General features: G+C 50.0%; 18 protein-coding genes. 12 read left to right on the top strand and 6 right to left on the bottom strand.

Annotated elements, in window-relative coordinates:
* Positions 1 to 171: 171 nt before the first annotated feature.
* Positions 172 to 432: a hypothetical protein gene (locus EPD17_RS03340; protein WP_114237112.1), complete on the top strand. Its 261-nt coding sequence runs from the start codon at positions 172 to 174 to the stop codon at positions 430 to 432.
* 397 nt (positions 433 to 829) lie between these two features.
* Here EPD17_RS03340 and EPD17_RS03335 read toward each other — a convergent pair whose 3' ends face one another.
* Both EPD17_RS03335 and EPD17_RS03330 read right to left on the bottom strand, forming a co-directional pair.
* Positions 830 to 2,257, bottom strand: coding sequence for a SusD/RagB family nutrient-binding outer membrane lipoprotein (locus tag EPD17_RS03335; protein WP_132051758.1), 1,428 nt, complete (start codon positions 2,255 to 2,257; stop codon positions 830 to 832).
* 18 nt (positions 2,258 to 2,275) lie between these two features.
* Complete coding sequence (locus EPD17_RS03330) at positions 2,276 to 5,365, bottom strand: SusC/RagA family TonB-linked outer membrane protein (RefSeq protein WP_132051756.1); 3,090 nt, start codon at positions 5,363 to 5,365, stop codon at positions 2,276 to 2,278.
* 769 nt (positions 5,366 to 6,134) lie between these two features.
* Here EPD17_RS03330 and EPD17_RS03325 point away from each other — a divergent pair.
* A complete protein-coding gene (locus tag EPD17_RS03325; RefSeq protein ID WP_114237115.1) occupies positions 6,135 to 6,569 on the top strand; it encodes a hypothetical protein in 435 nt (144 codons plus the stop codon).
* Positions 6,570 to 6,641: 72 nt separating this feature from the next.
* Here the strand turns inward: EPD17_RS03325 and EPD17_RS03320 are convergent, their stop codons facing one another.
* Both EPD17_RS03320 and EPD17_RS03315 read right to left on the bottom strand, forming a co-directional pair.
* Positions 6,642 to 7,400, bottom strand: a complete 759-nt coding sequence (locus EPD17_RS03320) for a LytR/AlgR family response regulator transcription factor (RefSeq protein ID WP_132051754.1) — start codon at positions 7,398 to 7,400, stop codon at positions 6,642 to 6,644.
* Positions 7,397 to 8,353 (bottom strand): sensor histidine kinase, encoded by a 957-nt coding sequence (locus EPD17_RS03315; protein WP_165929510.1) that lies wholly within the window; start codon positions 8,351 to 8,353, stop codon positions 7,397 to 7,399. Before EPD17_RS03315 ends, EPD17_RS03320 begins: the two co-directional genes overlap by 4 nt.
* Positions 8,354 to 8,618: 265 nt before the next feature.
* Between EPD17_RS03315 and EPD17_RS03310 the strand changes: the two genes are divergently transcribed.
* The 5 genes from EPD17_RS03310 to EPD17_RS03290 all read left to right on the top strand — a co-directional run bounded on the left by EPD17_RS03310 (position 8,619) and on the right by EPD17_RS03290 (position 13,859).
* Positions 8,619 to 9,359 carry a uracil-DNA glycosylase family protein gene (locus EPD17_RS03310; RefSeq protein WP_165929509.1) on the top strand — a complete coding sequence of 247 codons (741 nt, stop codon included), beginning with the start codon at positions 8,619 to 8,621 and terminating at the stop codon, positions 9,357 to 9,359.
* Between the two features lie 214 nt (positions 9,360 to 9,573).
* Positions 9,574 to 10,974, top strand: coding sequence for an MATE family efflux transporter (locus EPD17_RS03305; RefSeq protein WP_204743271.1), 1,401 nt, complete (start codon positions 9,574 to 9,576; stop codon positions 10,972 to 10,974).
* A gap of 121 nt (positions 10,975 to 11,095) precedes the next feature.
* Positions 11,096 to 11,626, top strand: coding sequence for a VanZ family protein (locus EPD17_RS03300; protein ID WP_132051748.1), 531 nt, complete (start codon positions 11,096 to 11,098; stop codon positions 11,624 to 11,626).
* 72 nt (positions 11,627 to 11,698) lie between these two features.
* The gene (locus EPD17_RS03295) at positions 11,699 to 12,742 is read left to right on the top strand and encodes an AI-2E family transporter (RefSeq protein WP_114237121.1); all 1,044 of its coding nucleotides are present in this window, start codon (positions 11,699 to 11,701) and stop codon (positions 12,740 to 12,742) included.
* Positions 12,743 to 13,094: 352 nt separating this feature from the next.
* Positions 13,095 to 13,859, top strand: coding sequence for a murein L,D-transpeptidase catalytic domain family protein (locus EPD17_RS03290; protein ID WP_132051746.1), 765 nt, complete (start codon positions 13,095 to 13,097; stop codon positions 13,857 to 13,859).
* Between the two features lie 664 nt (positions 13,860 to 14,523).
* On the opposite strand, the gene EPD17_RS03285 is transcribed toward EPD17_RS03290, so the two are convergent.
* Positions 14,524 to 16,458, bottom strand: coding sequence for a peptidylprolyl isomerase (locus tag EPD17_RS03285; RefSeq protein ID WP_132051744.1), 1,935 nt, complete (start codon positions 16,456 to 16,458; stop codon positions 14,524 to 14,526).
* A gap of 58 nt (positions 16,459 to 16,516) precedes the next feature.
* Positions 16,517 to 17,974: a TlpA family protein disulfide reductase gene (locus tag EPD17_RS03280; protein WP_165929508.1), complete on the bottom strand. Its 1,458-nt coding sequence runs from the start codon at positions 17,972 to 17,974 to the stop codon at positions 16,517 to 16,519.
* A gap of 202 nt (positions 17,975 to 18,176) precedes the next feature.
* On the opposite strand from EPD17_RS03280, the gene rlmD reads away from it, so the two are divergent.
* The 5 genes from rlmD (at position 18,177) to cysS (ending at position 24,227) form a co-directional block, all read left to right on the top strand.
* On the top strand, positions 18,177 to 19,682 hold the full coding sequence (rlmD, locus tag EPD17_RS03275; RefSeq protein ID WP_132051740.1) for a 23S rRNA (uracil(1939)-C(5))-methyltransferase RlmD: 1,506 nt from the start codon (positions 18,177 to 18,179) through the stop codon (positions 19,680 to 19,682).
* A gap of 4 nt (positions 19,683 to 19,686) precedes the next feature.
* Positions 19,687 to 20,307: a rhomboid family intramembrane serine protease gene (locus EPD17_RS03270; protein WP_132051738.1), complete on the top strand. Its 621-nt coding sequence runs from the start codon at positions 19,687 to 19,689 to the stop codon at positions 20,305 to 20,307.
* A gap of 37 nt (positions 20,308 to 20,344) precedes the next feature.
* Complete coding sequence (locus tag EPD17_RS03265) at positions 20,345 to 21,274, top strand: rhomboid family intramembrane serine protease (protein WP_132051736.1); 930 nt, start codon at positions 20,345 to 20,347, stop codon at positions 21,272 to 21,274.
* A gap of 196 nt (positions 21,275 to 21,470) precedes the next feature.
* Positions 21,471 to 22,589 carry an endonuclease/exonuclease/phosphatase family protein gene (locus tag EPD17_RS03260; protein ID WP_132051734.1) on the top strand — a complete coding sequence of 373 codons (1,119 nt, stop codon included), beginning with the start codon at positions 21,471 to 21,473 and terminating at the stop codon, positions 22,587 to 22,589.
* A 138-nt stretch (positions 22,590 to 22,727) separates the two neighbouring features.
* The gene (gene cysS, locus EPD17_RS03255) at positions 22,728 to 24,227 is read left to right on the top strand and encodes a cysteine--tRNA ligase (protein WP_132051732.1); all 1,500 of its coding nucleotides are present in this window, start codon (positions 22,728 to 22,730) and stop codon (positions 24,225 to 24,227) included.
* Positions 24,228 to 24,264: the final 37 nt, after the last annotated feature.

The raw sequence follows: 24,264 nt of genomic DNA, 5'->3' as shown, positions 1-24,264 counted from the left end.
AATATTGCCCACGGCTGAGGTATGTTTTCCACAAATTAAAATTAATTTGACTACCTTAGAATCCATCGCAAGCATCCCAACCCCTTTAAAACAGGCTGATCCTTATTGTTTCTGTACACTATTGTTTACGGCACTCCTTTTGTGTCATCTATCAACCTGTAAATCACCAACATGACCCAGAAAAAGTTTGCATCGATGGATAGAGCGCAGCAACGGGTGTACCTGCTCACCGAAGGCACCTTCCTGGCAGAGCGCAGCACCGCAGCGTTCGACCTGATGCTGTACGACCTGAACGGGTTTTATGTTGAGGCCGCTTTTTACAAACAAACCAACCGCGTGGCTTATTTCAAAGTGTTGCACAACAGCGATGCATTGGAACACTACCTAGCCGATATCAACCTGGATGGTTTGCTGCAGGAGTTGCCCTTTTAAGTGAATGGTATTTACAGAACACAGCGCTTCATTTTCTCTTTATACGAATGCAAAAAGCGGAACCGAAAGGCTCCGCTTTTTTGTTGCCATTAATCACTTGATTGTAATACTTGGGCGGCATTTGAATGCGTACTACAGATCATCTCACTGCTCGTATTTATTGCAAATAAAAAAAGGCAGTAGAAACTGCCTTCGCTTGTACAATCAGAGTTGCACATGAGAAAAATATGAACCTGTTGATTATGATTACTGGATGATTGCAAACAACACCAAATAAACGCTAGCTGTTGTTTGCAAATCCAAATTACATCTTCATTGAAATGCATCGTCCAGGCAATCAACTCAACGAGCATAATACATTATCGAAGCCGTATTATTTGTTGCTTAAACAACTGCACTAGGGTGCATCCCACCACACCCGCTCTTTCAATGCTTCAATAGGTACTGGCACACCAGGACCGGCTTCCAGCGATTGGCGGTTCAGGTTTATTTCCAGTTGCGGCAGCGGCAGGCTGCGTGGAATGATGCCATTGGTGCGGCTTACTGCAGCACCCGTTAGTGCAGGAAAACCAGTGCGGCGCCAGTCAACCCATGCTTCATAAGAACCCTGCAACATCGTGATCCATTTTTGCTGGATGATGCGCTGCAATGTATTGTTGAAAGCAACGGCTGGTTTTGCCAGATAACCCGCTGCTTCCGAACCAATGCTCAGTGCATTGAAATCGGCAGTGATGGCTGCGTTGTAAGCAGTGGCAGCTTCTGCGGTTTTACCTTCACGCAGCCGCACTTCGGCAATGATAAACTGCACCTCGGCAAGGCTTAACAATACCACCGGCGAATTAATGGAAGCATAAGCAGGGCCCACTCTTGAATATAGGCTTTCACCGGCATCATCTTCATCGCCACCCGGTATGTTGCCCAGGTATTGGCCGGCATTGGTGCCTGTTTTTACTGCTAAAAAATAACGCGGTATCCGCGGGTCGCTCAACGCTTTCATTTTATCAATGATGGTTGTTGCAACCGCCATGTCTTTACGGCCGGAAAGCACATCAAAGCCATACACCGGGTTCGCGTTGGCGCTGCTGCTGCCATACACCACCTGAGCATTTTCGTTGTTGGCACTGATCAATGCCGGCGAAGTATTGAGGAATGCTGCAGCTGCGCCGGGCTGCCGTTTGCTGAGGTGATTGAGCAGGCGCAGTTTAAGCGAATTACCAAATTTTGCCCAGCGTTGCATATTGCCGCCATACACCAGGTCGTCTGTACCAATGCTGCCACCAGTGCCCGATTGCACATTGGCCACACCCGCGTCGATCATGCTAACGAGGGCCGGGTAAATGTCTTCCTGGCGGTCGTATTTCGGTGTCAGGTTCGCATCATCCATCAGCGCTTCACTAAAAGGAATATCGCCGTACAAATCAGTGAGCACACTGTAGCTATAAGCCATCAACAGTTGCGATACACCCACATACATCGAGTCGCCGGTGGCCCTTGCCTGTACCTGCACGCCTTTCAGGTCGCGCAGCACCACAGCGTACATCGCCGACCAAATGCCATCCGATTCTGCCGGGCCAATATCGTATTGGTTGTATTGCAACGGCTGGTTGCGGTGGCCGCCATAATGTTGTATAATGTTGCCTGCAATACGATTGACTGTGCCGCCAATGGTATAACCCAGTTGCACCTGCGCTGCGGGCAGCAACAGGCGTTTATCTACCACAGTTGGAAAGTTGGGATCCTTATTGATGTCGAGGGTTTTCTCGCAGCTAGTTGCCCCTGTCAGTAGCAAAATGGCTGCAAGCCCCTTGTATATAAATCGGTTCATGCTGTATGCATTAATGTTTTAAAAAACCAGTTTTACATTGAAGCCTACGCTGCGCAACGTGGGAAAAGCCATGCGGGTAGCACCCTGCCCGTTGTTGGTACCAAACGAGCTTGATTCGGGATCAACATGCGGCACATTGGTATGCATCCACAGGTTGCGGCCATAGATGCCTACCACCACGTTTTTGATGGATTTGCTATTGGGAAGTAACCAGTTGTAACTTAGGTTGGCTTCACGCAGCCGCACCCAGTTGTTTTCATACACATACTCTTCGTTGCCTTGCGCAAAATTCCACCAGGTCGCGTTGCGTTTCACCGCGGTTTCGTTGGGTTTGCCATCGCTTTGGCGCACACCCGGGAAAATGAAATCTTCCTCGCGACTTTCGGTTTTTTTAGTAACGCCGTAAAAGTCGAGCAACTCCTCGGTGCCGTTGTAGATATAACCACCCTGGCGAGTATCGATCAAAAAGTCGAGGGAGAAATTTTTAAACGTAACCGTGTTGCGCAAACCACCGGTCCAGTCGGGCTCGATATAACCTAGGTTTACACCATCGGCAAACAGCGGAAAGCCATCGTCATCCACCAAAATATTGCCTGCATCATCGCGTTGGTAAGCCGTACCAATGATGGAGCCATAGCGCTGGCCTTTTACTGCAAAAATGGCGGGATTGCCATCAAAGCCACCGAGGTAAATCTGGTCCACACCGGGATAGGTTTCTTCTACTTTGGAGCGGATGCGGCTAAATGTAATGGTGCTGTTCCAACCAAAATTTCGGCTACGCACCGGCGTTGCATTCAGGCTTACTTCAATACCTTTTACACGCGTTACACCGGAATTCACTACAAAGTTAGTAGCGCCTGCTGCAGGCGACACATCGAGGGGCACAATACCATTATCATTTTTATTGCTAAACCAGGTTGCTTCCAGCGCTATGCGGTCGCGGAAAAAGCGCAGTTCCGTTCCAATCTCCACCTCTGATGTGGTTTCTGCTTTTAGGTTGGGATTGTTGATGATGTTGCTGGTGGTGTAACCCGCAACGCCATTGAACGGAAAAGAAAGCGGCGCACTGGATGCCACAAAACCATCACCAAAACCTGCAGCCACCGTATTGCCCGGCACTACAAAATAGTTGATGACCTGGTATGGATTGGGATCGCGTGAAGACTGTGCAAAACCGGCGCGGATTTTACCATACGATAGCACGTTTTTGCTGCCCTTGATGGCTTCGGTAAAGATGAACGATGCATTGACACCGGGATAAAAATAACTGCGGTTTTGCTGCGGCAGTGTCGACGACCATTCGTTGCGTGCCGTAAGACCGAGGTACAGCATATTGCGGTAATCAAACTTCAGGTCGCCAAACACACCAATGAGGCGGCGCAAGGTGGTGAACTCGTAATTGGGATCAAACGACGACACGTTGTTCATGTGCGGGATGCCTGCAGAAATAAGTGCAGTACCCGTTTGCGTATAATTTTTCAACCTGCGTTGGTTAAAATCCTGTCCGCCGGTAAATGCAACACCAAAGTCTTCGCTCAAGCGCTTGTTGATGTTGAGCAATACAGTGGAAGTGATTTCCTGGCGATTGATATTATCGTTGTACAATGCGCCGTTGGGATAGCTGCCGGTGTTGATGTCGCGAAATGATTTGCGGTCGTCGTTGAGTTGATCTAAACCCAAACGATACGTAACATCAAGCCATGACGCCAGCTTGTAACCAAGCGTCAGCGCACCGATCATGCGATCGTTTTGCGTGTTGAAAAAAGTTTTGTTCACGGTCCACAACGGGTTGTCGAACGATCCGCCGCGGAAGTTGATCTGTGAACCATTTGGCCGCACATAGCCAAAGCGGTTTATATCCCACGAAATGGGCATATTGAACAGGGCAAAGAACGGGTTGTTGCCGCTTTGTCCCAGGTAAGGCACATCGCCCCAGGTGCGGATGTAATTTAAATTCAAGCCCACATTGAGGCGGCTGGTTACCTGGTTCGACACATTGAGGCGTGCACTGGCTTTGTTGTAATCCTGGTTGGGCACAATGGATTGCTGCCGCGAATGGCCCAGCGATAAAAAGTAGTTTACGTTTTCCCGCGATTGCGCCACAGACAGGTTGTTGTTGATGGTAACACCGGTTTGTAAAAAATCGGCGCGGGGATCGTAAGCCCGCAGCGTGATGCTGTCGCCAACTGCATTGCTGAATACTTTTTGCCCCTGTATGCGTGGCCCAAACGAACGGGAGCCGCCCTCCTGGTATGCGGCTGCCGTACCGCCCTGCGCGAATGAAGTTTGAAAATCGGGGAGCTTTAAAGGGTTATCAAAACCAGTGGTGCTGTTGAACGTAATAACCGGCGCTCCCTGCCGGCCACGCCCCGATTTGGTAGTAATGAGGATAACGCCATTGGCGCCGCGGTTGCCATACAACACAGAAGCGGCAATGCCCCGCAAAATAGAAATCGATTCAATGTCTTCGGCATTTACATCGGCCACACGGTTGGGTGTGCTCACCCCTTCCACTTCGGTGTAGCCGCCGCTGCCGTCGTTGGCGTTGGATACAGGGATGCCATCAATTACAAACAGCGGCTCGTTGTTGCCGGTAATGGATTTGGCACCGCCCCTGATGGTGATGCGGGCAGCCTGCCCTGGTGCGCCACCGCTGGATACTACCTGCAAACCAGCCACACGTCCGTTGAGGCTGTTCACCAGGTTTTGGTTGTTCGACTTGGTGAGCTGTTCGCCTTTTACTTCTTCAATGGCGTAGCCCAGCCCGCGCCGTTCGCGCCGAACGCCCAATGCAGTTACCACCACTTCGCTGAGCTGGCCGCTTTGCACCTGCAGCGAAATGTTGACGTTGCTTTCAGCTGTCAGCTTTGTTTGCTGTGTTACAAATCCAACGGATGAAAAGATAAGCGTGTTTCCGGTTGCGGCCTGGATGGAAAAGCTGCCGTCAGCAGCGGTTTGGGTAGCCACATTGGTGCCCTGAACCGATACCGTAGCGCCACTCAATGGGTTGCCGTTGGCATCGGTTACACGGCCACTGATGGTGCGCTGCTGCGCCATCAGCATGAGGCTGACCAACATGCATAAACAAAGGGTAAACAAATTCCGCATAACGTTGATTTAGATGATTGTTGCAAAAAGGACAAGCAAACTCTTTGATTTGCTGATGTCACCGGCGCACTTATTTACCGAGGCGTGAAAGAAGCATACTGAAGCAGGGGAAAGGGAAGTTGGGAGTGGATGAGTAGGCAGTTGGGAGTAGAGGGTTCAGAGTAGCGAGTTATGAGTTGTGAGCTATGAGTAGGCAATAAGTTGGTTAAGTATTGAAGACTTTAATTGAATAACAGCAAAGTGCTGTACTAGGTCGAGATAATGCAAACAGGAAATTCCTTTTCTTCTGACGTTTTTCCATTTTCACTTTGGGAAATAAGCCGAGCAAACAAGCTCAAAATTAATGTCAGGCAAACGTTGGGATTGCTCTTTGATGCGGCATTGGTGTTACTGTGGTGATTACAGCAGAACAATATTTACAAATAACCAAATATTTCAACAGTCATAGCTGCCTACTCACAACTCATAACTCACCACTCACTACTCTCAACTGTCAACTCCCAACTCTTCCCTACCGCTCATCACGCCGAAAGGCAACTGTTAAACACATTTAACAGCACTTACCGCTTGTACCGCCGTCATTGTTTATTGCCACTTTTACGTGCTTCGGGCCATGCAAATAAGGTTTGGGGAAATGCGGCAAAATAAGCGGCAGCCAATAGGCGCAAAACTGCTTACCGCTGGTGCAAAAACGGTTTTTACCGTTGCATTGAGCAGGTAATTTAGCTGCAACAACAAACATTATTGCTAACACTCAATTCACCCGGTCATGAAAAAACTTCTTTTAGCAGCAGCGCTTTTTATTTCAGCCAGTGCATTTGCCCATACACCCGCAGTTGATGAAGCAGTAGAAAAACTGTTTCGCGAAAGCTTTCCTACCGCCAGCAAAGTGCAGTGGTACGATCGCCAGAATGGTTACGAGGTTTTGTTCATCCACAACCAGGTGCAGTGCCGCATTCAGTACGACCTGGAAGGAAACATGCAGCACATGCGCCGCGATTATAATGAAGACGGGCTGCCGCTGTTCATTATTGGCAATGTAAAAAAACAATACCCCAGCAAAAAAATATACGGTGTTACCGAGATCACCACACCCGAAGGTTTGAACTACCACATCATACTCGAAGACCAAAAACATTGGACGTTTATTGAGTCCAGCTCCGGTGGCTACCTGAGCCATGTAAAACGCCTGCGCAAAGCCTAATCATCAACCATACATACAATAAAAGCGGCACCCAGAAAGTGCCGCTTTTATTTTTATTAATCCATGTTATAATCAAGCGCCGGCAATCCACTTGCGAAACTCGGGTGCAGTTTCCTGGCTTACAATTACCACATGCTGCACTTCGGGCAAGGTAAGCTCTACCTGCAGCTTTACCCGCTCATACGACTTGAACGAACGGATAAAATTGATATTGACAATGTACTGCCTGTTTACCCGGAAAAACATCTGGTTGTCGAGCTCACTTTCCATCTCGCCAAGGTTCTTATCCGACAAGTATTTTTTACCACATTTATCCAGCACGTATACCAGTTTGTTCTCGGTGTAGCACAGCACAATATCGGCGCAGGGCAGCGACACATATTCCACACCGCGCTTTACCAAAATGCGGTTGCGTTTTTTTACACCCAATTGTCCCAGCAGCGGCTCCATCAGCTGCCTCGAGTTGAAATGCTGCTGCAGCCTGCGGTATTTTTGCAACGCCTTTTCCAGGTCGTCGGCACAAACGGGTTTTAATAAATAATCAATGCCGTTGTGTGCAAATGCGCTGAGCATAAACTTATCGTACCCGGTAATAAAAATGACCGGCGCAGCCACCGGCACCTGCTGAAAAATATGAAACGAAATTCCATCAGGCAGTTGCACATCGCTCAGGATGAGATCCGGCGCGGGATGGTGCAGCAAATAATGCATTGCCTGCGCCATGCTGGTGAGCACAGCTTCCACTTCCACATCGGGGGCTACCTCTTTGAGAGTGCGCACCAGTTCGGTGCTTACCGCTTTTTCATCTTCAATAATTACAATGCGGCTCATAGGTTTTGTTGTTTGATTAAGGGTAATGTAACGCTGTAGTGGTGCTCGGTTTCCTGCACCACAATATCCAGATTGCACAACAGACGGTAGTGCTGGCGCAGATGCGGCAGCCCAATATGCGTGCTTTCCACTGCAAACGGATGCCGGCGCAATTCGTTTTGCACCACCACGTTGGAGTCGATCACTTTTACACAAATATTGAGGGGCTCCCGCTCCGAAAAGCGGTTGTGCTTAATGGCATTTTCCACCAGCAGTTGCAGGGAGCATGGCACAATCATCACCGTTTCGGTAGTGCTGGGCAATTGCAGGTGCAGGCGTACACCATTATCATAGCGTATTTGCAACAGGTAAAAATAATCTTCAATAAACCGCAGCTCATCGTGCAATGAGATCAGCTCACGGTCTTTGTTGATGAGAAAATATTTGTAAACCTGCGCCAGCTTTTGGGTAAATGCGCGGGCCGTTTCCGGCGCCTCGCCGGTAAGATGTGAAACGGTGGTGAGTGCATTGAAAATAAAATGCGGATCGAGTTCGGCTTTCAGTGCGGTAATCTCGGCTTGTACCCGTTCGCGGTCAAGCTGGTCAACTATTTTCACATCCAACTCCCGCTCTTTCGATAAAAAAATAGCTTCGTACAACAGTGCCAATAATAATCCAAGGCCGCCGTACAGCAACCCACAGGTAAGAGTAACCGAAATTTGATGGCTACCCAAAGCCAACTGCTGCCACAAGCCGCCTGCTGCGCATCCCAACACAAACGATAAGCCTACCGAAGCCACCGCCAGCGCTAATATTTTACGGGCAAAAGCATCGCGCAGCAATGGTGCAGTGCGGAGCCTTGCAATCATGGTGGCAGCCGTTTGCCACACGGCCAGCGAGGCCATGGTAAAATACAGCAGCGTAATAAGTAAACGGCCTGTTGTTGGCTGCGGGCAACAAAGCAAATGTGCCACCCAGGGAATGATTACCCCCAGCAGCGGGATGCATATTGCCTTAAAAATGCCGTCTCTAATCATAGGTATACACCAGCAACCGTAGTGGCCGGCCCTCCTTTCAAAGCTAAATTTCGGTTGGGCCAAATGGAGCCATATTGTGTTTACAGGAGGATATGCATTACAAGTGGCAAACCGCCCCTGGCCTGCATTTCACGGCCGGGCTTGCCAAATAAGGGTTCAGGATGGCTTTGTCATGCTTCGGCAGGCATTCATCAGGATTAGGATGCCCATTTTCATCCAAAACGGGTTTCGTTATATTGCGCCTGCTGCAACCCATGTGCGGCATGTGTGTATGGAAACCTGGGCCAAATTTTTACGGCAGTATTACCTGCAACTGCAACCACCGCGGCCGCTGCCCAATGGCATAGAATGGCTGTACCCGCAGCAGCATGCCGAAGTGCAGGAAACATCCCGCCGCTTTTTTGATCGTTACTTTGCCGACAAAGGCAAGCGCACCCTTATGCTGGGCATCAACCCGGGCAGGTTTGGTGCCGGGGTTACCGGTGTAAACTTTACCGCGCCACGCCAGCTTACACAAATCTGCGGCATCGACCACCCGTTTAAGAACCAGAGCGAACTGTCGGCAGAATTTATTTACGACATGATTGCAGCCTACGGTGGCCCGACCCATTTTCACAAAGATGTGTTCATTGGATCAGTATGCCCGCTGGGTTTTGTGCAGGGTGGTAAAAACCTGAATTACTACGACGACAAAGCGCTGTTGCAAACAGTGGAACCGTTCATTATTGACAGCATCCAGCAACTGGTGGATTTTAGGGTGCACCGAAAAAGATGCGTGTGCATTGGCGGCGAAAAAAACTACAAACACTTGTTACGCTGGAATGCGCAGCACCAGTGGTTCGATGAAATAGTGCCGGTGCCGCATCCGCGGTTTGTGATGCAATACCGCCGCCGGCAAAAGGCGGAGTTTATTGATCAATACCTGCAAGCAATTGCCGGTTGATGCAGTTACGCCTGCCGTTCATCCCCTAAAAAATCTTTTTTATCCAACTGCGCTGCATCATATAAAAACATTTTCTACTTTAGCCGCTTCAATGCTACGCATTATGAAGCTCATCTTCTAGGTCTGCACCAAAAGACCATTTTACTCCATCTCCATTTTTACGGGTACACATACCCGTGACACTTCTATTTTTTTACAACCAACGAACTTTTTTATGACGCAAATAGTAATGCGCCGGCAAAAGGCTGCGCATTGGATGGGTCTGATCAAACAGGCCCTGCGTGGCGAAGACCATGATTTTACCACCGGCAGTTTAAAGCGGGCCATTTTTATGCTCGCCATCCCCATGATCCTGGAAATGATGATGGAATCGGTGTTTGCCGTGGTGGATATATTTTTTGTAGGCAAACTGGGCAAAGAGGCCGTGTCTACCGTTATTTTAACCGAAAGCATCTTAACGCTATTGTACTCGGCGGCCATTGCATTTAGTGTAGGCGCCACGGCGCTGGTGGCCCGCCGCGTAGGCGAAAAAGATGGCGAAGCCGCATCGCATACCGGCGCACAGGCCATTAACCTGGGCGTGATGGTGGCGCTGGTGGTAACGGTACTGGGTATTATTTATGCCCGCGAAATGCTGGTGCTGATGGGCGCCTCCGAAGCCGTGCTGCAGGTGGGCGTGCCTTATACCCGCATTGTATTTGGCAGCAGCATTTCCATTTTACTGCTGTTCCTTATCAACGGTGTATTTCGTGGAGCAGGCAATGCGGCCATTGCCATGCGGTCATTGTGGCTGGCCAATGGCTGCAATATTTTGCTGTGCCCGCTGCTCATACATTTCTGGGGATTATCGGGTGCTGCAATGGCCACTGCCACAGGGCGCAGCATTGGTGTATTCTACCAGTTGTACCACCTGCGTAAAGGCGGCAAAATACTGAAGTTGCTGGGCCTCCACTACCGGCTCGACTGGCCCATTATCCGCTCCTTGTTTTCCATTTCATGGGTAGGTTTTGTGCAGTTCTTTATTGCATCAGCCAGCTGGATTTTCCTGGCCCGCATCATGACCTCGTTTGAAAACGATGCAGCTTTTGCAGGTTATGGTGTGGCCATCCGCATTGTGATGTTTTTTCTGCTGCCCGCATGGGGACTGAGCAATGCAGCCGCTACGCTGGTGGGCCAAAGCCTGGGTGCAAAAGACCCGCTTCGTGCCGAACAAAGTGTGTGGCAAACGGCCCGCTTCAGTGCGGTGTTTATGGCGTTGGTTACGGCGTTGTTCCTCTTGTTTGCCGAAGGCATTGTGGGCTTTATGAATAAAGACCCTGAAGTGGCTCGTTACGCGGTGCTTTCCCTGCGCATAATTTCGCTGGGTTATATTTTTTACGGCGTGGGCATGGTGATGGCCAATGCATTCAATGGCGCCGGCGATACCAAAACGCCTACCATCATCAATTTCTTTGGGTTTTGGACGTTTCAGATTCCGCTGGCTTACCTGCTGGCCATTGTGCTGGACATGGGTCCGCTGGGTGTGTTTATTGCCATCCCGGTGGCGGAAACGGCTATTGCCATAACCGCTTTCGTATTGTTTAAAAAGGGCAAATGGAAAACAAAAAGTATTTAAGCCGATAAACTTGTTGGCCAATAGTATAATTGCCTGATCAGAAAATATCCCTTGCTACTTAGCGTTCAACTGTTGTTGGTATTGCAATGCCAACAACAGTTTATTTTTCACACAAAATGCTATGCAGCCATCCAGCCAACAAAAATCAAGCAAAACCAATATCGCCAACAAGCTAACTGTTGCGCTTTTGGTTATTTACCTGGCAATACTTTGCTGGATATTGCTGTTGAAATTGGGCGTTCGGTTTTCTTACATGCATGAGTGGAGTTTTAACCTGATCCCGTTCAGCAAAGCGGATATCGGCGAAATGGTTTTAAATGTGCTGGCTTTTGTACCCTTGGGCATTTATACAGCAATGCTGTTTGTGCGTTGGCACTGGGGTAAGATATTATTGTTTTGTTGCGGCTTTAGCGTGTTGGTTGAAAGCATTCAGTTTGTATTAGCTATTGGCGCCTTTGATATTACCGATATCATCACCAACACTACCGGCGGGCTGATCGGCTTGGCGCTATTTTATGCAATGAAAAAAGCATTTGGCAATCGCGGCAAGGCACAACAATTCATTAATGTGCTGGCCACGATTGTCACCGCTATGCTGGTTTTGTTTTTATTTCTATTGAAGATGAACTTGCTGCCCATCAGGTATCAATAGCGTTGGGTGTTATGCCACCTGTTCCCGGCCCGATTTTTTGTACTTTCACTATTCCGGCTTACGGATCAGTTTATGAACCCCAACAACACCATCGATTCCAACCTGCTGCGGCAGATTTTCTTTATTGTTCTGATTCTTTTCCTGGGCATTGTGCTGTTTCGAGAGCTGGCGTTTTTCCTGTCGGCGTTGCTGGGTGCGGTTACGTTTTACATTATTATGCGCGACCGCATGTTTTACCTCACCGAAAAACGTAAATGGCGGCCGGCCACCGCGGCGTGGGTGCTCATGCTGCTTTCGTTCTTTGTGATCCTGGTGCCTATTGGCCTGCTGGGCAACATACTTTATTCCAAGATCAGCTACGTAGTTACCCATTCCGGCGAAGTGCTAGCTTCCATTAAAAAACTCGCTGCCGAAATTCACCAGAAAATTGGTTACCAACTCATCAACCCCAACGCCATTAATCAACTGGGGCCATACCTGGGCCGCATTCTGCCCAAGGTGCTGGGCGTAACAGCCAATACCATCACCATCATTGCCGTCATGTATTTTGTGCTCTATTTTATGCTGGTCAATGGCCGCCGCATGGAAGACTCGCTGTACGAGTACATTCCGCTGAAGGACGGCAACGTGGAACTGCTGGGCAACGAGCTGCGCCGCAACGTTGTAACCAACACCATTGGCATTCCGCTCATTGCCCTTATCCAGGGCCTGGTGGGGCTGGTTGGTTATCTTATTTTAGGTATCGATGAACCTTTTGTTTGGTTTGTGGCCACCTGTGTATCAGCCATGGTGCCGGTGGTGGGGGCGGCCCTGGTGTATGTGCCGCTCACCATCATGCTGCTGGTGCAGGGCGATACGGTAAGAGGCGTGATCATGGGCCTTTGGGGCTTTTTGCTTATTGGGCTGGTAGATAACCTGTTTCGGTTTGTGCTCAATAAAAAGCTGGGCGACATTCACCCGCTCATTACCATCTTTGGCGTTATTGCCGGTGTGCAACTGTTTGGGTTCATCGGTATCATCTTCGGGCCGCTGCTCATTTCCATGTTCATCCTGCTGCTGCGCATTTACTCCTCCGAATTTTTTATTAAAAAAAGGGAAAGCCGCCGCGTAAAATAAAGGCGGGGTGTGGCAAAATATCCGCTATTCAAGCGGAAACAAGCTTTACCATTACATTGATTTTCCGCTACTTAAACAATATTTTTGATATTGTTATGACCATTTTTGGGGTAAAAAACGGACATTTGCTCTACCAAAAAAGCAGTCCTGCTTTTAGGTCATCAGCTTACATTTTCAAATAAAACAAGGAGTATAAATACGAGAGGCTTAAGGGGAAACACCTGAGCTTGCAGCGTGTTTGTGCTTAATTTATTGAAAATGATAAAGTTTTCGAGTAAATAATTTTCTGGAACAAGGACAGCTTTTTACTTTCACACCGTCGGCGTTCCAATAATCCTAAAAACCTAAAGCCTTGAGCAAACAGTTTCTGCCCATCATCCTTTCCACCGTAGCGGTTGCAGCTTCGCTGTTCCCTGCGCTGAAGGCTGGCAGTGAGGACGCCCCCAAACGCTTGGCCGCCGCGGCCGCTATTGTTGCGCCTGCTGCACCTGTAGCCAACCTCGATAATAAAAGCATTGCCGCCGCTGCCGCCACAGAGCTGTTCGACAGCCTGCAGCTGGATAAGCTGGGTCTTTCACTCGATGCCCTGCAATATGCTTATACCGGATACCTCAACCTGAAAGATAAAGGTGCGTTGCAAAATGATGCGCTGCTGTCCATCTGCGATTTCAGCCAGTCGTCTTTTAAAAAGCGCCTGTACATCATTGATGTCAAGAACTTCAAGGTGTTGAAAAATACCTATGTGGCGCATGGCAAAAACACCGGCCTGCAGTATGCCACCAATTTTTCCAATACGCCTGAATCCCTGCAAAGCAGCCTGGGCTTTTTTGTAACCAAAGGCACTTATAGCGGCAAACATGGTCTGTCGCTGCGCCTGGAAGGCAAGGAAGTGGGCATTAACCACAAAGCCGAGGAACGTGCCATTGTAATGCACGGCGCCGATTATATTGGTGCGCACCGCCTGAAGGCCGCCTATATGGGCCGTAGCTTTGGCTGCCCCGCAGTGCCGCAGGCCGAGTCGGCAGAGGTGATCAACACAATTAAAAACGGATCCGTTTTATTTATTTACCATCCTTCGAAGAGTTACCTGCACGGAAGCAAATTACTCAACGCCTGATTTGGACGCAACAAGGATGGATGAACAAAGCCCGCCGTACCCTATGGTTGGGCTTTTGTTTTTTTGGGAAACGAATGGTGGGGAATGTCGAACAGAGGAATTTTGAAGTTGGGAAAAGAATATCGAACAAGGAACAAGGAATGTTGAATGACGAAGGAGAACAGCCAGGAAGGCAATTATTGGATTATTGATAATTGATTATTGTTTTTCGGTGAGCAAAATAAAAAGGAAAAGCAGTTGCGTTTCGATAAAACAAGGATCTATAAACCGTGTCAATATTGGGCGTAGCCCAAACCCGTTGGTAGCAATTAGATAAATATCAGTATCCCGTTGGGCATGGCCCAACCCTAAAAGCAGCATTGCATTTTTGCAGCAATAACGTTTCAATCCACAGGGTTGATCTACGATCAACAATCCGCAATTGATTTGCGTTTCCCCTGTGCTACCAACAGGTTTGGGCTACGCCCAAATATTAATATTTGTACCAACAGCATTTAGGCATATTGCCACTACCTAATAATCCAATAATCAGAAATTAATAATCATTCAATCATTGGCTGTTCCCTTCTGCGGTTCAACATTCCTTGTTCCTTGTTCGATATTCTTTTCCCAATTACCTCTGTTCGACATTCCTTGTCCGGCTGTTCGACATTCTTCCCCTTACTCACCTGTTCTTTTGTTCAATATTCTTCAGTTCCGCTTCATTCACCCAAACTGGGTACTTTTTGCGCAGGCTGTCGACCCATTCCTTTTCCTTCAATGCCTGGTAATCATTGGTCACCACGCCCCTTGATTCTTCAAAACTGCGCTGCACCGGCTGGTTGTACACCTGCAGCACCAGCGCAAAAGAAGCCGAGCCGTCGCCTTCGGTAACCTGCACCTTACTTACCGCACCGCGCTTAAAAGGCAGGCTGGCGGCACCGGGCAGGCTGCTCCATTCAAACCGGGCCGAATCGGCCGTGATGCTTTCTTCATACGCCGCCATATGCTTGCGCCATTGCGCAGGGGCCTTTTGTACTTGTGCCGCCAGCTTTTGCGCATCGGCTGCACTGGTGGCATAAAACAGCACCGCATCGGCACTGCGGCTCCAACGGTATTGAGCAGTATTGGCATCGTAAAAACGGCGCAGTCCACCACTGTCCGATTGCACTGGCGTCCACAACTCCCGCTGCATGATCTCGAAAAACAAGTTGCCTTCCCGGAACTCCGCCATCTGGTTGCGAAAATCATCATTGTAGGATTCCAGGTTTTCGGCATAATGATCCATGGCTTGGGCGGCTACATACTCCCGCCACAGTTGTGCAAACGGCTTGGTGCCGCTGCCATCTTCCTGCACATGAAAATTCCGCGCATAATCCAGCCAGGCATCAACGGTGTAGGGCTCGTTGCCCAACCGGAACAGCACTGCAGTGCCACTCAATTCGTCGGGGCCAGTGGTGTTGGCCAAGGTCCGCTTGGTGCGGCTTTCCAGCGCAGCCATCACCACGGCAGTGGGCGCTTTATAACCAGCCTGTTGCAATACTTTTTGCACCAATTGATCTTTGGTAGCCGCCATGCGGTCGCTGGCCTGTACCTTTTCGCGGAGCGCTAAAAGAGCTGCTTGGGTTTGTTGGGCAGGCACCGGAATTCTTTTTATCCTTTTTACCAGGTGCACGCCATGCGCTGTTTCAAAAGGTGTGCTGATAGCGCCGTCTTTTGCCAGGCCAAAAGCTACTTTTTCAAAAAGGGGATCGTACTGGCCCACGCCAAACTCAGGCATCAGGCCACCGGCGCCAGCCGATACCGGGTCGTTGCTCCAGCGTTCGGCAAGGGTTTCAAATGATGCACCTTTTTTAATGGCGGCATAAATGGAGTCCGCCCTTTTACGCAACGCCGCTTTTTCGGCAGGTGTGGCATCGGGTGGGTAAGCCAGCAAAATCTGCGCAGCACGCATGCGGCCCAGGGCCTTGCGGTGCTCATCTACTTTTATGATGTGGTAACCGGCGCTGGAGCGGTGCAGCGGCGACAAGCCACCGGCAGGAGCAGCATACGCCAGATTTTCAATGTTGTAAGGCAAGGAAAAAACGGTGATGAACCCGATGCTGCCGCCGTTGGCCGCTGCCGAAGGATCATCGGAATATTGGCGGGCCACCTGCGCAAACGGGGCGCTGCTGCGTAGTTTGTTGTATGCTTCTGTTGCTTTTTTAAATGCGGCTGCCGTATCGCGGTCGCCGGCGGCATTTTGCAGCGCAACAAAAATGTGGCTTACCCTTAAATCTTTTTGCGACCGGTTGAATGCTTCCTCCGCCAGTTGCCGTACACCCTGCGGATCGTTGAGGTAGCCGGGCAGCACCTGTGCCCGCAGGCCTTCGAGGTCGGTTTTAAACTGCGGCAACGTATCGTAGCCACGGCTGCGGGCCTCTTTTATTTTGAGCTTTGAAGCGATGTATAGTTGCAGGTAATCGTTCAAGGCTTTGGCCGAATGGCCGCTTGTGTTGTTTTTGCGGTACGCATACAAAAACTCTTGCACCGAAATGCTGTCGTTGCCGATGGTAAACAGCGTTTGGGCCGGCGCCTGCAGCGCAGCAAAAAGCAATGCGGGGATAAGCAGTTTTTTCATAAGAATGTTGTGCGGTCTTCAAGGTACGGACGACTATATTTTCGCCCTCTATTCGATCTTATTTTCCGCCCTTTCGGCGGTGTTCCAGTATTTCGTCTACCTGTTGTTCGGTTAGTTTTTTGGCAATGATGCGTTTGTCTTTATCCAGCAAATAAAGGGTTGGAAAACTCTGCACATCGTACAGCTGCGAGTAGCTGGGTGTGCCCGCATCCACACGGGCCTTTTCCGATGCACGGCTGTAGTACACATGCGTCCAGTCGTTCAGCTTGTGCTCTTTGATAAAACTGGTCCAGGTTTCCCTGGTGCCTTCGCTTTCTTTGGCCATGCCAAAAAGCGCCACGCCTTGCGCTTTCCATTTGGCTGCATGCAGGCTGTCGATGCGCGGCACCACTTCCTTACAGTGGCCGCAGGTGGGGTCCCAAATGGTTACCAGCGTATAAGGCGACTTGATGCCATACAGCGATTTTTGTTTGCCATCCAGGCCAGGCAATTCAATATCAGAAGCAGGGTTGCCGGTAAGGTTGGCCATCAGGCTGTATGCCCGGTCGGTGATTACTTTTTTGCCCTGCTCGGTAAGCCAGGGGTAGGTTTTGTTGGAAAAATATTTTTCAAACAGGTGCACAAACACGGCGTCCTCCCACATGTATTGCTGATTGAGGTAGCGGTTGGCAAATTTCAGCAGCAAAAACTTTTGCATCTCCTCGTTGATGGATGCGTAACCGAGCATCCAGTCGAGTTCTTTTTTCACTGAATCGGCCACGGGGTACACCAGCTGCGCAAAATATTTATCGAGCCGCGGCTCAAAAAACGGGGTTCGCACCAAGCGTTCATCCCAAAAGTTCACGCCATCCCAATAGTGGGTCTTGTAGTATTTGTAACCAAACAGGGAATCTTTTGCGGCATCGGGGTGGTTCTGCGGCACCTCGGGCTCCCGCATGGCTTTGAGCAACGTGGCCAAAATACCATTGGGATCTTTGGTCATGATATCGGTGCGGTATTGCTGCACGTCTTTTTGCAGCTTCTGGATTTCACCGCTCAGGCGCACCGAGTCGGCGGGAGCACTGTCGCTGCGCTGGCGCATCAGCGCATCAATGGCGCGGCCGCTGCGGCCCATGGCTTTTTGATAATCGAGGAAAGCCACGTTTTCCGGCGAGCCGGTAAATTGTATGTTTTCCATTTGCGCCGTATCGGCCACTACCGAAAAGCGCTGGTTCTTGTCTACCAATATTTCAAAGTTGCGCGACCGGTCGGGGAAGCCCACGAGGTAAATGCCGCCGCCCAGTTTTTTACTGCCCTTAAAAACGCCTTCGCCTTGTGCGTTCAGTTTTACCGAATCAACAATGGGCAACTGCTTGCCGTAATAATGTCCGAGGTAAATGTATTCGTTCTTGAGGGGCTTGAGCGTCACCTTGATTTCATACCCGTCGGCGGCGGGCTTTGCAGCCGGTTTGCTTTGGGCAAAAGAAGGTTGGTATGCAGCAGTGGCAAAAAGGCTTAGGATCAGCAGGTGCTTCATGGAATACATGGGTTGTTTGAAGAGTTCACAAGTTTACAGGTTCACAAGTTAGTCAACGTGTGAACCTGTAAACTTGTGAACTGCTAAAATGGCTCGTAAAAATAATACATCCGGGCACCGCTGCTGCAAAAGGGTTGTTAGTTTCCTCTTAAACCAACCGGCACCTCCCTGCAGCTAAGGCAAAGGGCGTACTTTTGGAGCCGTGAGAAAAAAGAAAAATATTGTTTTGGAAAGCCTGCTGGTGCAGGATTACGCCGCCGAAGGCAAATCGTTGGCGCGGCAGGATGGAAAAGTAATTTTTATTGAAGGGGCCGTTCCCGGCGATGTGGTAGATGTGCGGCTGGGAAAATCGAAAAAAGACTGGGCCGAAGGCCAGGTCATCAACATCCGGGAGTACTCGAACGAACGGGTGGAACCTTTTTGCCAACATTTTGGTATTTGCGGTGGTTGCCAGTGGCAAATGCTACCGTACGAAAAACAGCTCCAGTTCAAACACCGCCAGGTGGAAGAAGTGCTCAAGCGCATCGGCAAAGTAGAACTCCCTGAATTTTTGCCCATTGCCGGCGCCGGCGAAACCCGATTTTACCGCAATAAGCTGGAATATACTTTCAGCACTAAAGAATTTACCGCCAGCAAACCGCCGCCCCGGCCGCGCCTGCTCAAAGGCGGCGTGTGGTCGCAACCCGAAGGCGATGCCAATGGCGTTACATTTCGCGACGACGGTGAAGGGGATGCAACCGCTGCACCGGCAGCACAAAACCCAGGCGCACTGGGCTTTCACGCCAAAGGCTTTTTTGACAAAGTGGTGCACATTGAAAAATGCTGGCTGCAGCCCGAACCCACCAACGAGATCCGCAATGCCATCCGCCAATACGCGGCCGAAAAAGGACTCACCTTTTACGACATCCGGGCACATGTGGGCTTTTTGCGCACCATGCAGGTTCGCATCTGTACCACCGGCGAGGTAATGGTGAACCTGGTGGTGGGTGAGGACAATCCAAAAAAATTGCAACCGCTGTTGCAGTTCCTGGTCGACCAGTTTCCGCAGATCACTTCGCTGCTCTACACCATCAATTTAAAATGGAACGACTCCTTGCACGACCTGGAGCCGCAGGTGTTCAAAGGCAAAGGTTTTGTGGTGGAAGCGCTGGAAGATTTTCGCTTTAAGATCGGGCCCAAATCATTTTTCCAAACCAATAGCCGCCAGGGCGAAAAGCTGTACCAGATCACCCGCGACTTTGCCGAACTGGATGGCACCCAAACCGTTTACGACCTGTATTGCGGCACCGGCTCCATCGGTATTTTTTGCAGCCGTGGTGCTAAAAAAATCATCGGTGTGGAAGTGATTGAAGCTGCCGTGGCGGATGCCAAGGAAAATGCGGCCCTGAACGGAATAGACCACGGCGTGTTTTTTAGTGGCGATGTAATTGATGTGTGCAACGATGAATTTTTTGCGCAGCATGGCCGCCCCGATGTGCTCATTACCGACCCGCCCCGTGCCGGCATGCACGAAAAGCTGGTGCACAAAATTTTAGAGATTGCAGCGCCCACAGTGGTGTATGTAAGCTGCAATCCGGCTACACAGGCCCGCGACCTGGCGCTGCTGGATGCCAAATACAGGGTAACCAAAGTGCAGCCGGTGGATATGTTTCCGCATACGCATCATATTGAAAACGTAGTGCAGTTAAAACTAAGAAGCAAGGAGTAACAAGATGAGTAATTTCAGATCGTATGGACGAAATCCGTGGCCCCCGGTTGTTAAATATCTGGTCATCGTAAATGTGGTGGTGTTTATAGCACAGGTATTACTCGATCCGCAGATTGGATTGACTGTAAATTATCTGGCGCTGCACCCGTTGGACGCTCCTGATTTTTCGCCCTACCAGGTCATTACCCATATGTTCTCGCATGCCAATATTGGCCACATCCTGTTCAACATGTTTGGCCTGTGGATGTTTGGCCGGGAGTTGGAAAATATTTGGGGCAGCAAGCGTTTCCTGAATTTTTACCTCATTAGCGGCATTGGCGCAGCAGTTTTCCACCTGCTGGTGCAGCAGGTAATGGGCACCTACAGTATTGCCATTGGCGCATCGGGTGCTGTGATGGGCATTTTTGCCGGCTTTGCCTACCTGTTTCCCAACACGCCATTGATGCTGTTGTTCTTTCCGGTGCCCATCAAAGCCAAATGGCTGATGATTGGCCTGATTGCTTTTGACGTATTTGGGGGCATCCGGGGTGGTGATAATATTGCGCATTTTGCACACCTGGGCGGAGCCTTAACCGGATTTATCATGGTATGGATTTGGAACCGTGACAAAAGGCGGTTTTATTAAACAATTTTTGACTGTTTCTTGTAACTTTATTTTCATCATGAGCTATTACCGACAACAAAACAGAAGCAGGCTAACAGTGGGTCAGGACGGTAACTCATTGGTAATGCTGATTGCCATCAACCTGGTGGCTTTTGTCCTGCTGGCCTTTATCAAGGTCATCTACTATTTTACCTACGGAAAAGAAGGGGTGCCCATTTACCACGACCAGGTGCTGGACTGGGTGGCGCTTCCGGCCGATTTCTCGACTTTTATTACCCGCCCCTGGACGCTGATCACCCATTTTATTGTGCACGACAGCGTGTGGCACATCATTGCCAATATGCTATGGATGTGGTGCTTTGGCTATATTTTCCAGGACCTGGCCGGCAACCGCAAACTGATTCCCGTTTTTATCTACGGCGCACTGGCAGGTGCCGTGGCGTTCATGCTTTCGTACAACCTGCTGCCACCGCTGCGCGAACACCTGTCTGAGGCCAGTGCCATTGGTGCATCAGCTGGTGTAATGGCCATTGCCATTGCCGCCACTGCGCTGGCGCCCAATTACCGCATTTTCCCCATGATCAATGGCGGCATACCGTTGTGGGTGCTTACCATGCTGTTTGCAATCATTGACCTGGCTACAATACCGTACAACAACCCAGGCGGGCATATAGCCCACTTAGCCGGTGCAGGTACCGGTTTTTTGCTGATCGTGGTTTTGCGCAAAGGCTACGACTGGAGCCTGTGGATGAACAATGTGTACGATTGGGCCAACAATTTGGCCAACCCCGACAAACCGAAAAAAGGCAAGGAACTGAAAACGCAGTTGTTTTACAAGAGCAATGTGCAGCCTTTTAAAAAACGCAGCAATGTAACGCAACAGCGCATCGACGATATACTAGACAAGATCAACCAGAAAGGTTACCAGTCGCTGAGCGAAGAAGAAAAAGAAATCCTGAAACGGGCCAGCCAGGAAGACCTGATGTAAACCCGCTGCAATGTTTGATGATCGATAAAACAAATGGCTCCTCCCGGGGCCATTTGTTTTGTGGGCATTATTTTTTAGCAAACAGAAAACCGGTTTGGCCACTCCGTTACCTGTTGCTGTTATAAGTAAATGAATTGCAGCGGACGGATGGGCCTGTTCATTTTCAAAATTGACCATTGTCTTTTAAATTGCATGAATGGCAGTTAGTTTCACGCGGTTTGCAAAACAGATGTTTGTATTCTTTCATGTAGCAGCTGCCCTCCTGTTTTTACTGGCTTGCTATGGCCCCTACCTGTCGCCGGAGCGGTGGTGGTTTTTGTCTTTTCTTGGGTTGGGTTTTGCCATACTGCTGGCCGTGCTCATTTTCTTTATTTTTTTCTGGATTGTGTTTGCCCCGCGCTACATGCTAATTTCGCTGCTGGCCATGGCACTGGGCTGGAAGGCCATCACCTCGTTCATCACGCTGCGGCCCCTGCCCGATTTTGTGGCGCAAAAAGCCCCTGACACCCTTAGGGTAATGCATTGGAATGTGGCCCGTTTCCTGGAATTGCGTCGCAACGATAACAACAAAAGCCGGGTACGTGCCCGCATGCTCGACATCATCAAACGGCAGGATGCCGACGTGCTGTGTTTCCAGGAATTTTACCACTCAACCGACCCACAGTACTATGACAATCTCAATTACATACAACAAGAGCTGAACTACCCGCATGTATATTTTACCTGGATGGAAGACGGCGGCAAACAATGGTTTGGACAGGCTATTTTTTCGCGGTTCCCGATTGTAGACACTGCCAAACTGGTGTTTCCCAAACCGGGCCTGCCCGAAACCCTGCTGCGTGCCGATATTGCTTTTGGCGGCGATACGGTGCGGGTAATGACCACGCACCTGCAATCGGTGCAGTTTAAAAAAGAAGACTACGAATCGCTGGAAGAAATAAAAAGCCGTGAAGACAGCATGCTGCAAAACTCCCGCAACATTTTTTCCAAGCTGAAAAGGGCCGCTGTGATCCGTGGCGAGCAGGCTGCTTTGGTACGTGCCGAAATGGAGCGGAGCCCGCACCCCATCATCATCACCGGCGACCTGAACGATGTGCCCAACTCCTACACCTATTACACCATTGGCAAAGACCTGCAGGATGCATTTTTGAAAAAAGGATTCGGCATTGGCCGCACGTATTCCGGCATTTCGCCTACCCTCCGCATCGATTATATTTTGACCAGCAAAAGCTTTGAGGTGGTGCAGTTTCAGCGCATTGTGCGCCAGCTGTCCGACCACTATGCGCTGGTGACCGATCTGAAGTGGAAAAAGTAGTTGTTGGATTTTACCAGTTAGCCTAATACACACCCAGCGCAGCAAGCTCATTTTTACTGATGAACCCAATCTCCCCAAGCTAATAGCCAATAGCTAGCGGCTAATAGCTACTTTTGCCCTCCCAACTATTGGCGCAATATGAAGGAGCTGCACGTTTACAATTCTTATTCAAGAGCAAAGGAAAAATTTGAATCCCTGGTGCCCGGCCACGTAGGCATGTATGTGTGCGGCCCCACCGTTAGCGGCGAAAGCCACTTGGGCCATGCACGGCCTTATATTACGTTCGACCTCGTGTACCGCTACCTTACCCACTTGGGCTATAAAGTGCGGTATGTACGCAATATTACCGATGCCGGCCATTTTGAAGAAGAAGGCCGCGAAGCGGAAGACAAGATCTCGAAAAAAGCAGTGATCGAAAAGCTGGAACCAATGGAGCTGGTGCAGAAATACACCAACCTGTTTCATTGGGCCATGGACCAGTTCAATACCGTTCCGCCTTCTATTGAGCCCACGGCTACCGGCCACATCGTGGAGCAGATCGGGATGATACAGGAACTGATCCGCCAGGGTTATGCCTACGAGGTAAACGGCAGCGTTTATTTTGATGTACGCAAATATGCCGAGGGCCACGACTATGGCAAACTCAGCGGCCGCGTAATTGACGAAATGCTGGAAACCACCCGCGAACTGGAAGGGCAGGACGAAAAACACAACAAAGCCGATTTTGCGCTGTGGAAAGCGGCGCCGCCGGAGCACATCATGCGGTGGAACTCCCCTTGGGGCGAAGGCTTTCCGGGCTGGCACATCGAGTGCTCGGCCATGGCCACCAAATACTTGGGCAAACAGTTCGATATTCATGGCGGCGGCATGGACCTGCAGTTTCCGCACCACGAAAGCGAGATTGCACAAAGCACCATTTGCAACCATACGCCTCCCGTTCGGTACTGGATGCACAACAACATGATCACCATCAACGGCCGGAAAATGGGCAAAAGCTACAACAACGTGATCCGGTTAACGGAGTTGTTCAGCGGCGACCACCCCGAGCTGGAAAAGGCATACTCGCCGATGACGGTGCGCTTTTTTATTTTACAAACACACTACCGCAGTACCCTCGATTTTGGCAACGAAGCGCTGCAAGCTGCCGAAAAAGGCCTGAAGCGCCTGATGGAAGCATACGAGTGGCTGCAAAAACAGCCCGCAGCCGATGACGCAGCAACTGTCACTCCAGACAACGAGTTGGAGGAAAAAGTAACCACATTGCTGGCTTCGTTTGCCGACAACATGAACGACGATTTTGGCACAGCGCGGGTGCTGGCATCCATGTTCGAGCTGGTGCCGGTAATCAACGGCATTAAAGATAAAGCCATTGCGCCGGGCGCCTTGACGGCAGCCACTTTTACCAAACTGCAGCAGGAGCTAAAGTTGTGGGTGGAAGATATTTTTGGCCTGCGCCCCGAAACGGCAGCCGATAACGATAAATTACAAGGCGTGATGCAGGTGCTGATCAACATCCGCAAGGAAGCCCGTGCCCGCAAGGACTGGGGCACATCCGACGCTATCCGCAATCAGTTGGCCGCCATCGGCATCCAGCTGAAAGACGAAAAAGACGGCGGCATGGCGTGGACTGTAGCTTAAATGGCAGGTCGCTGGTGGTCAGGCCACTCCAAGTGGC

Source organism: Pseudocnuella soli, from assembly GCF_004347775.1.
Lineage (GTDB): Bacteria > Bacteroidota > Bacteroidia > Chitinophagales > Chitinophagaceae > Flavisolibacter > Flavisolibacter aquaticus.
Note: the sequence above shows the minus strand (reverse complement) of the source record. Positions and strands in the feature narration are given on the sequence as shown.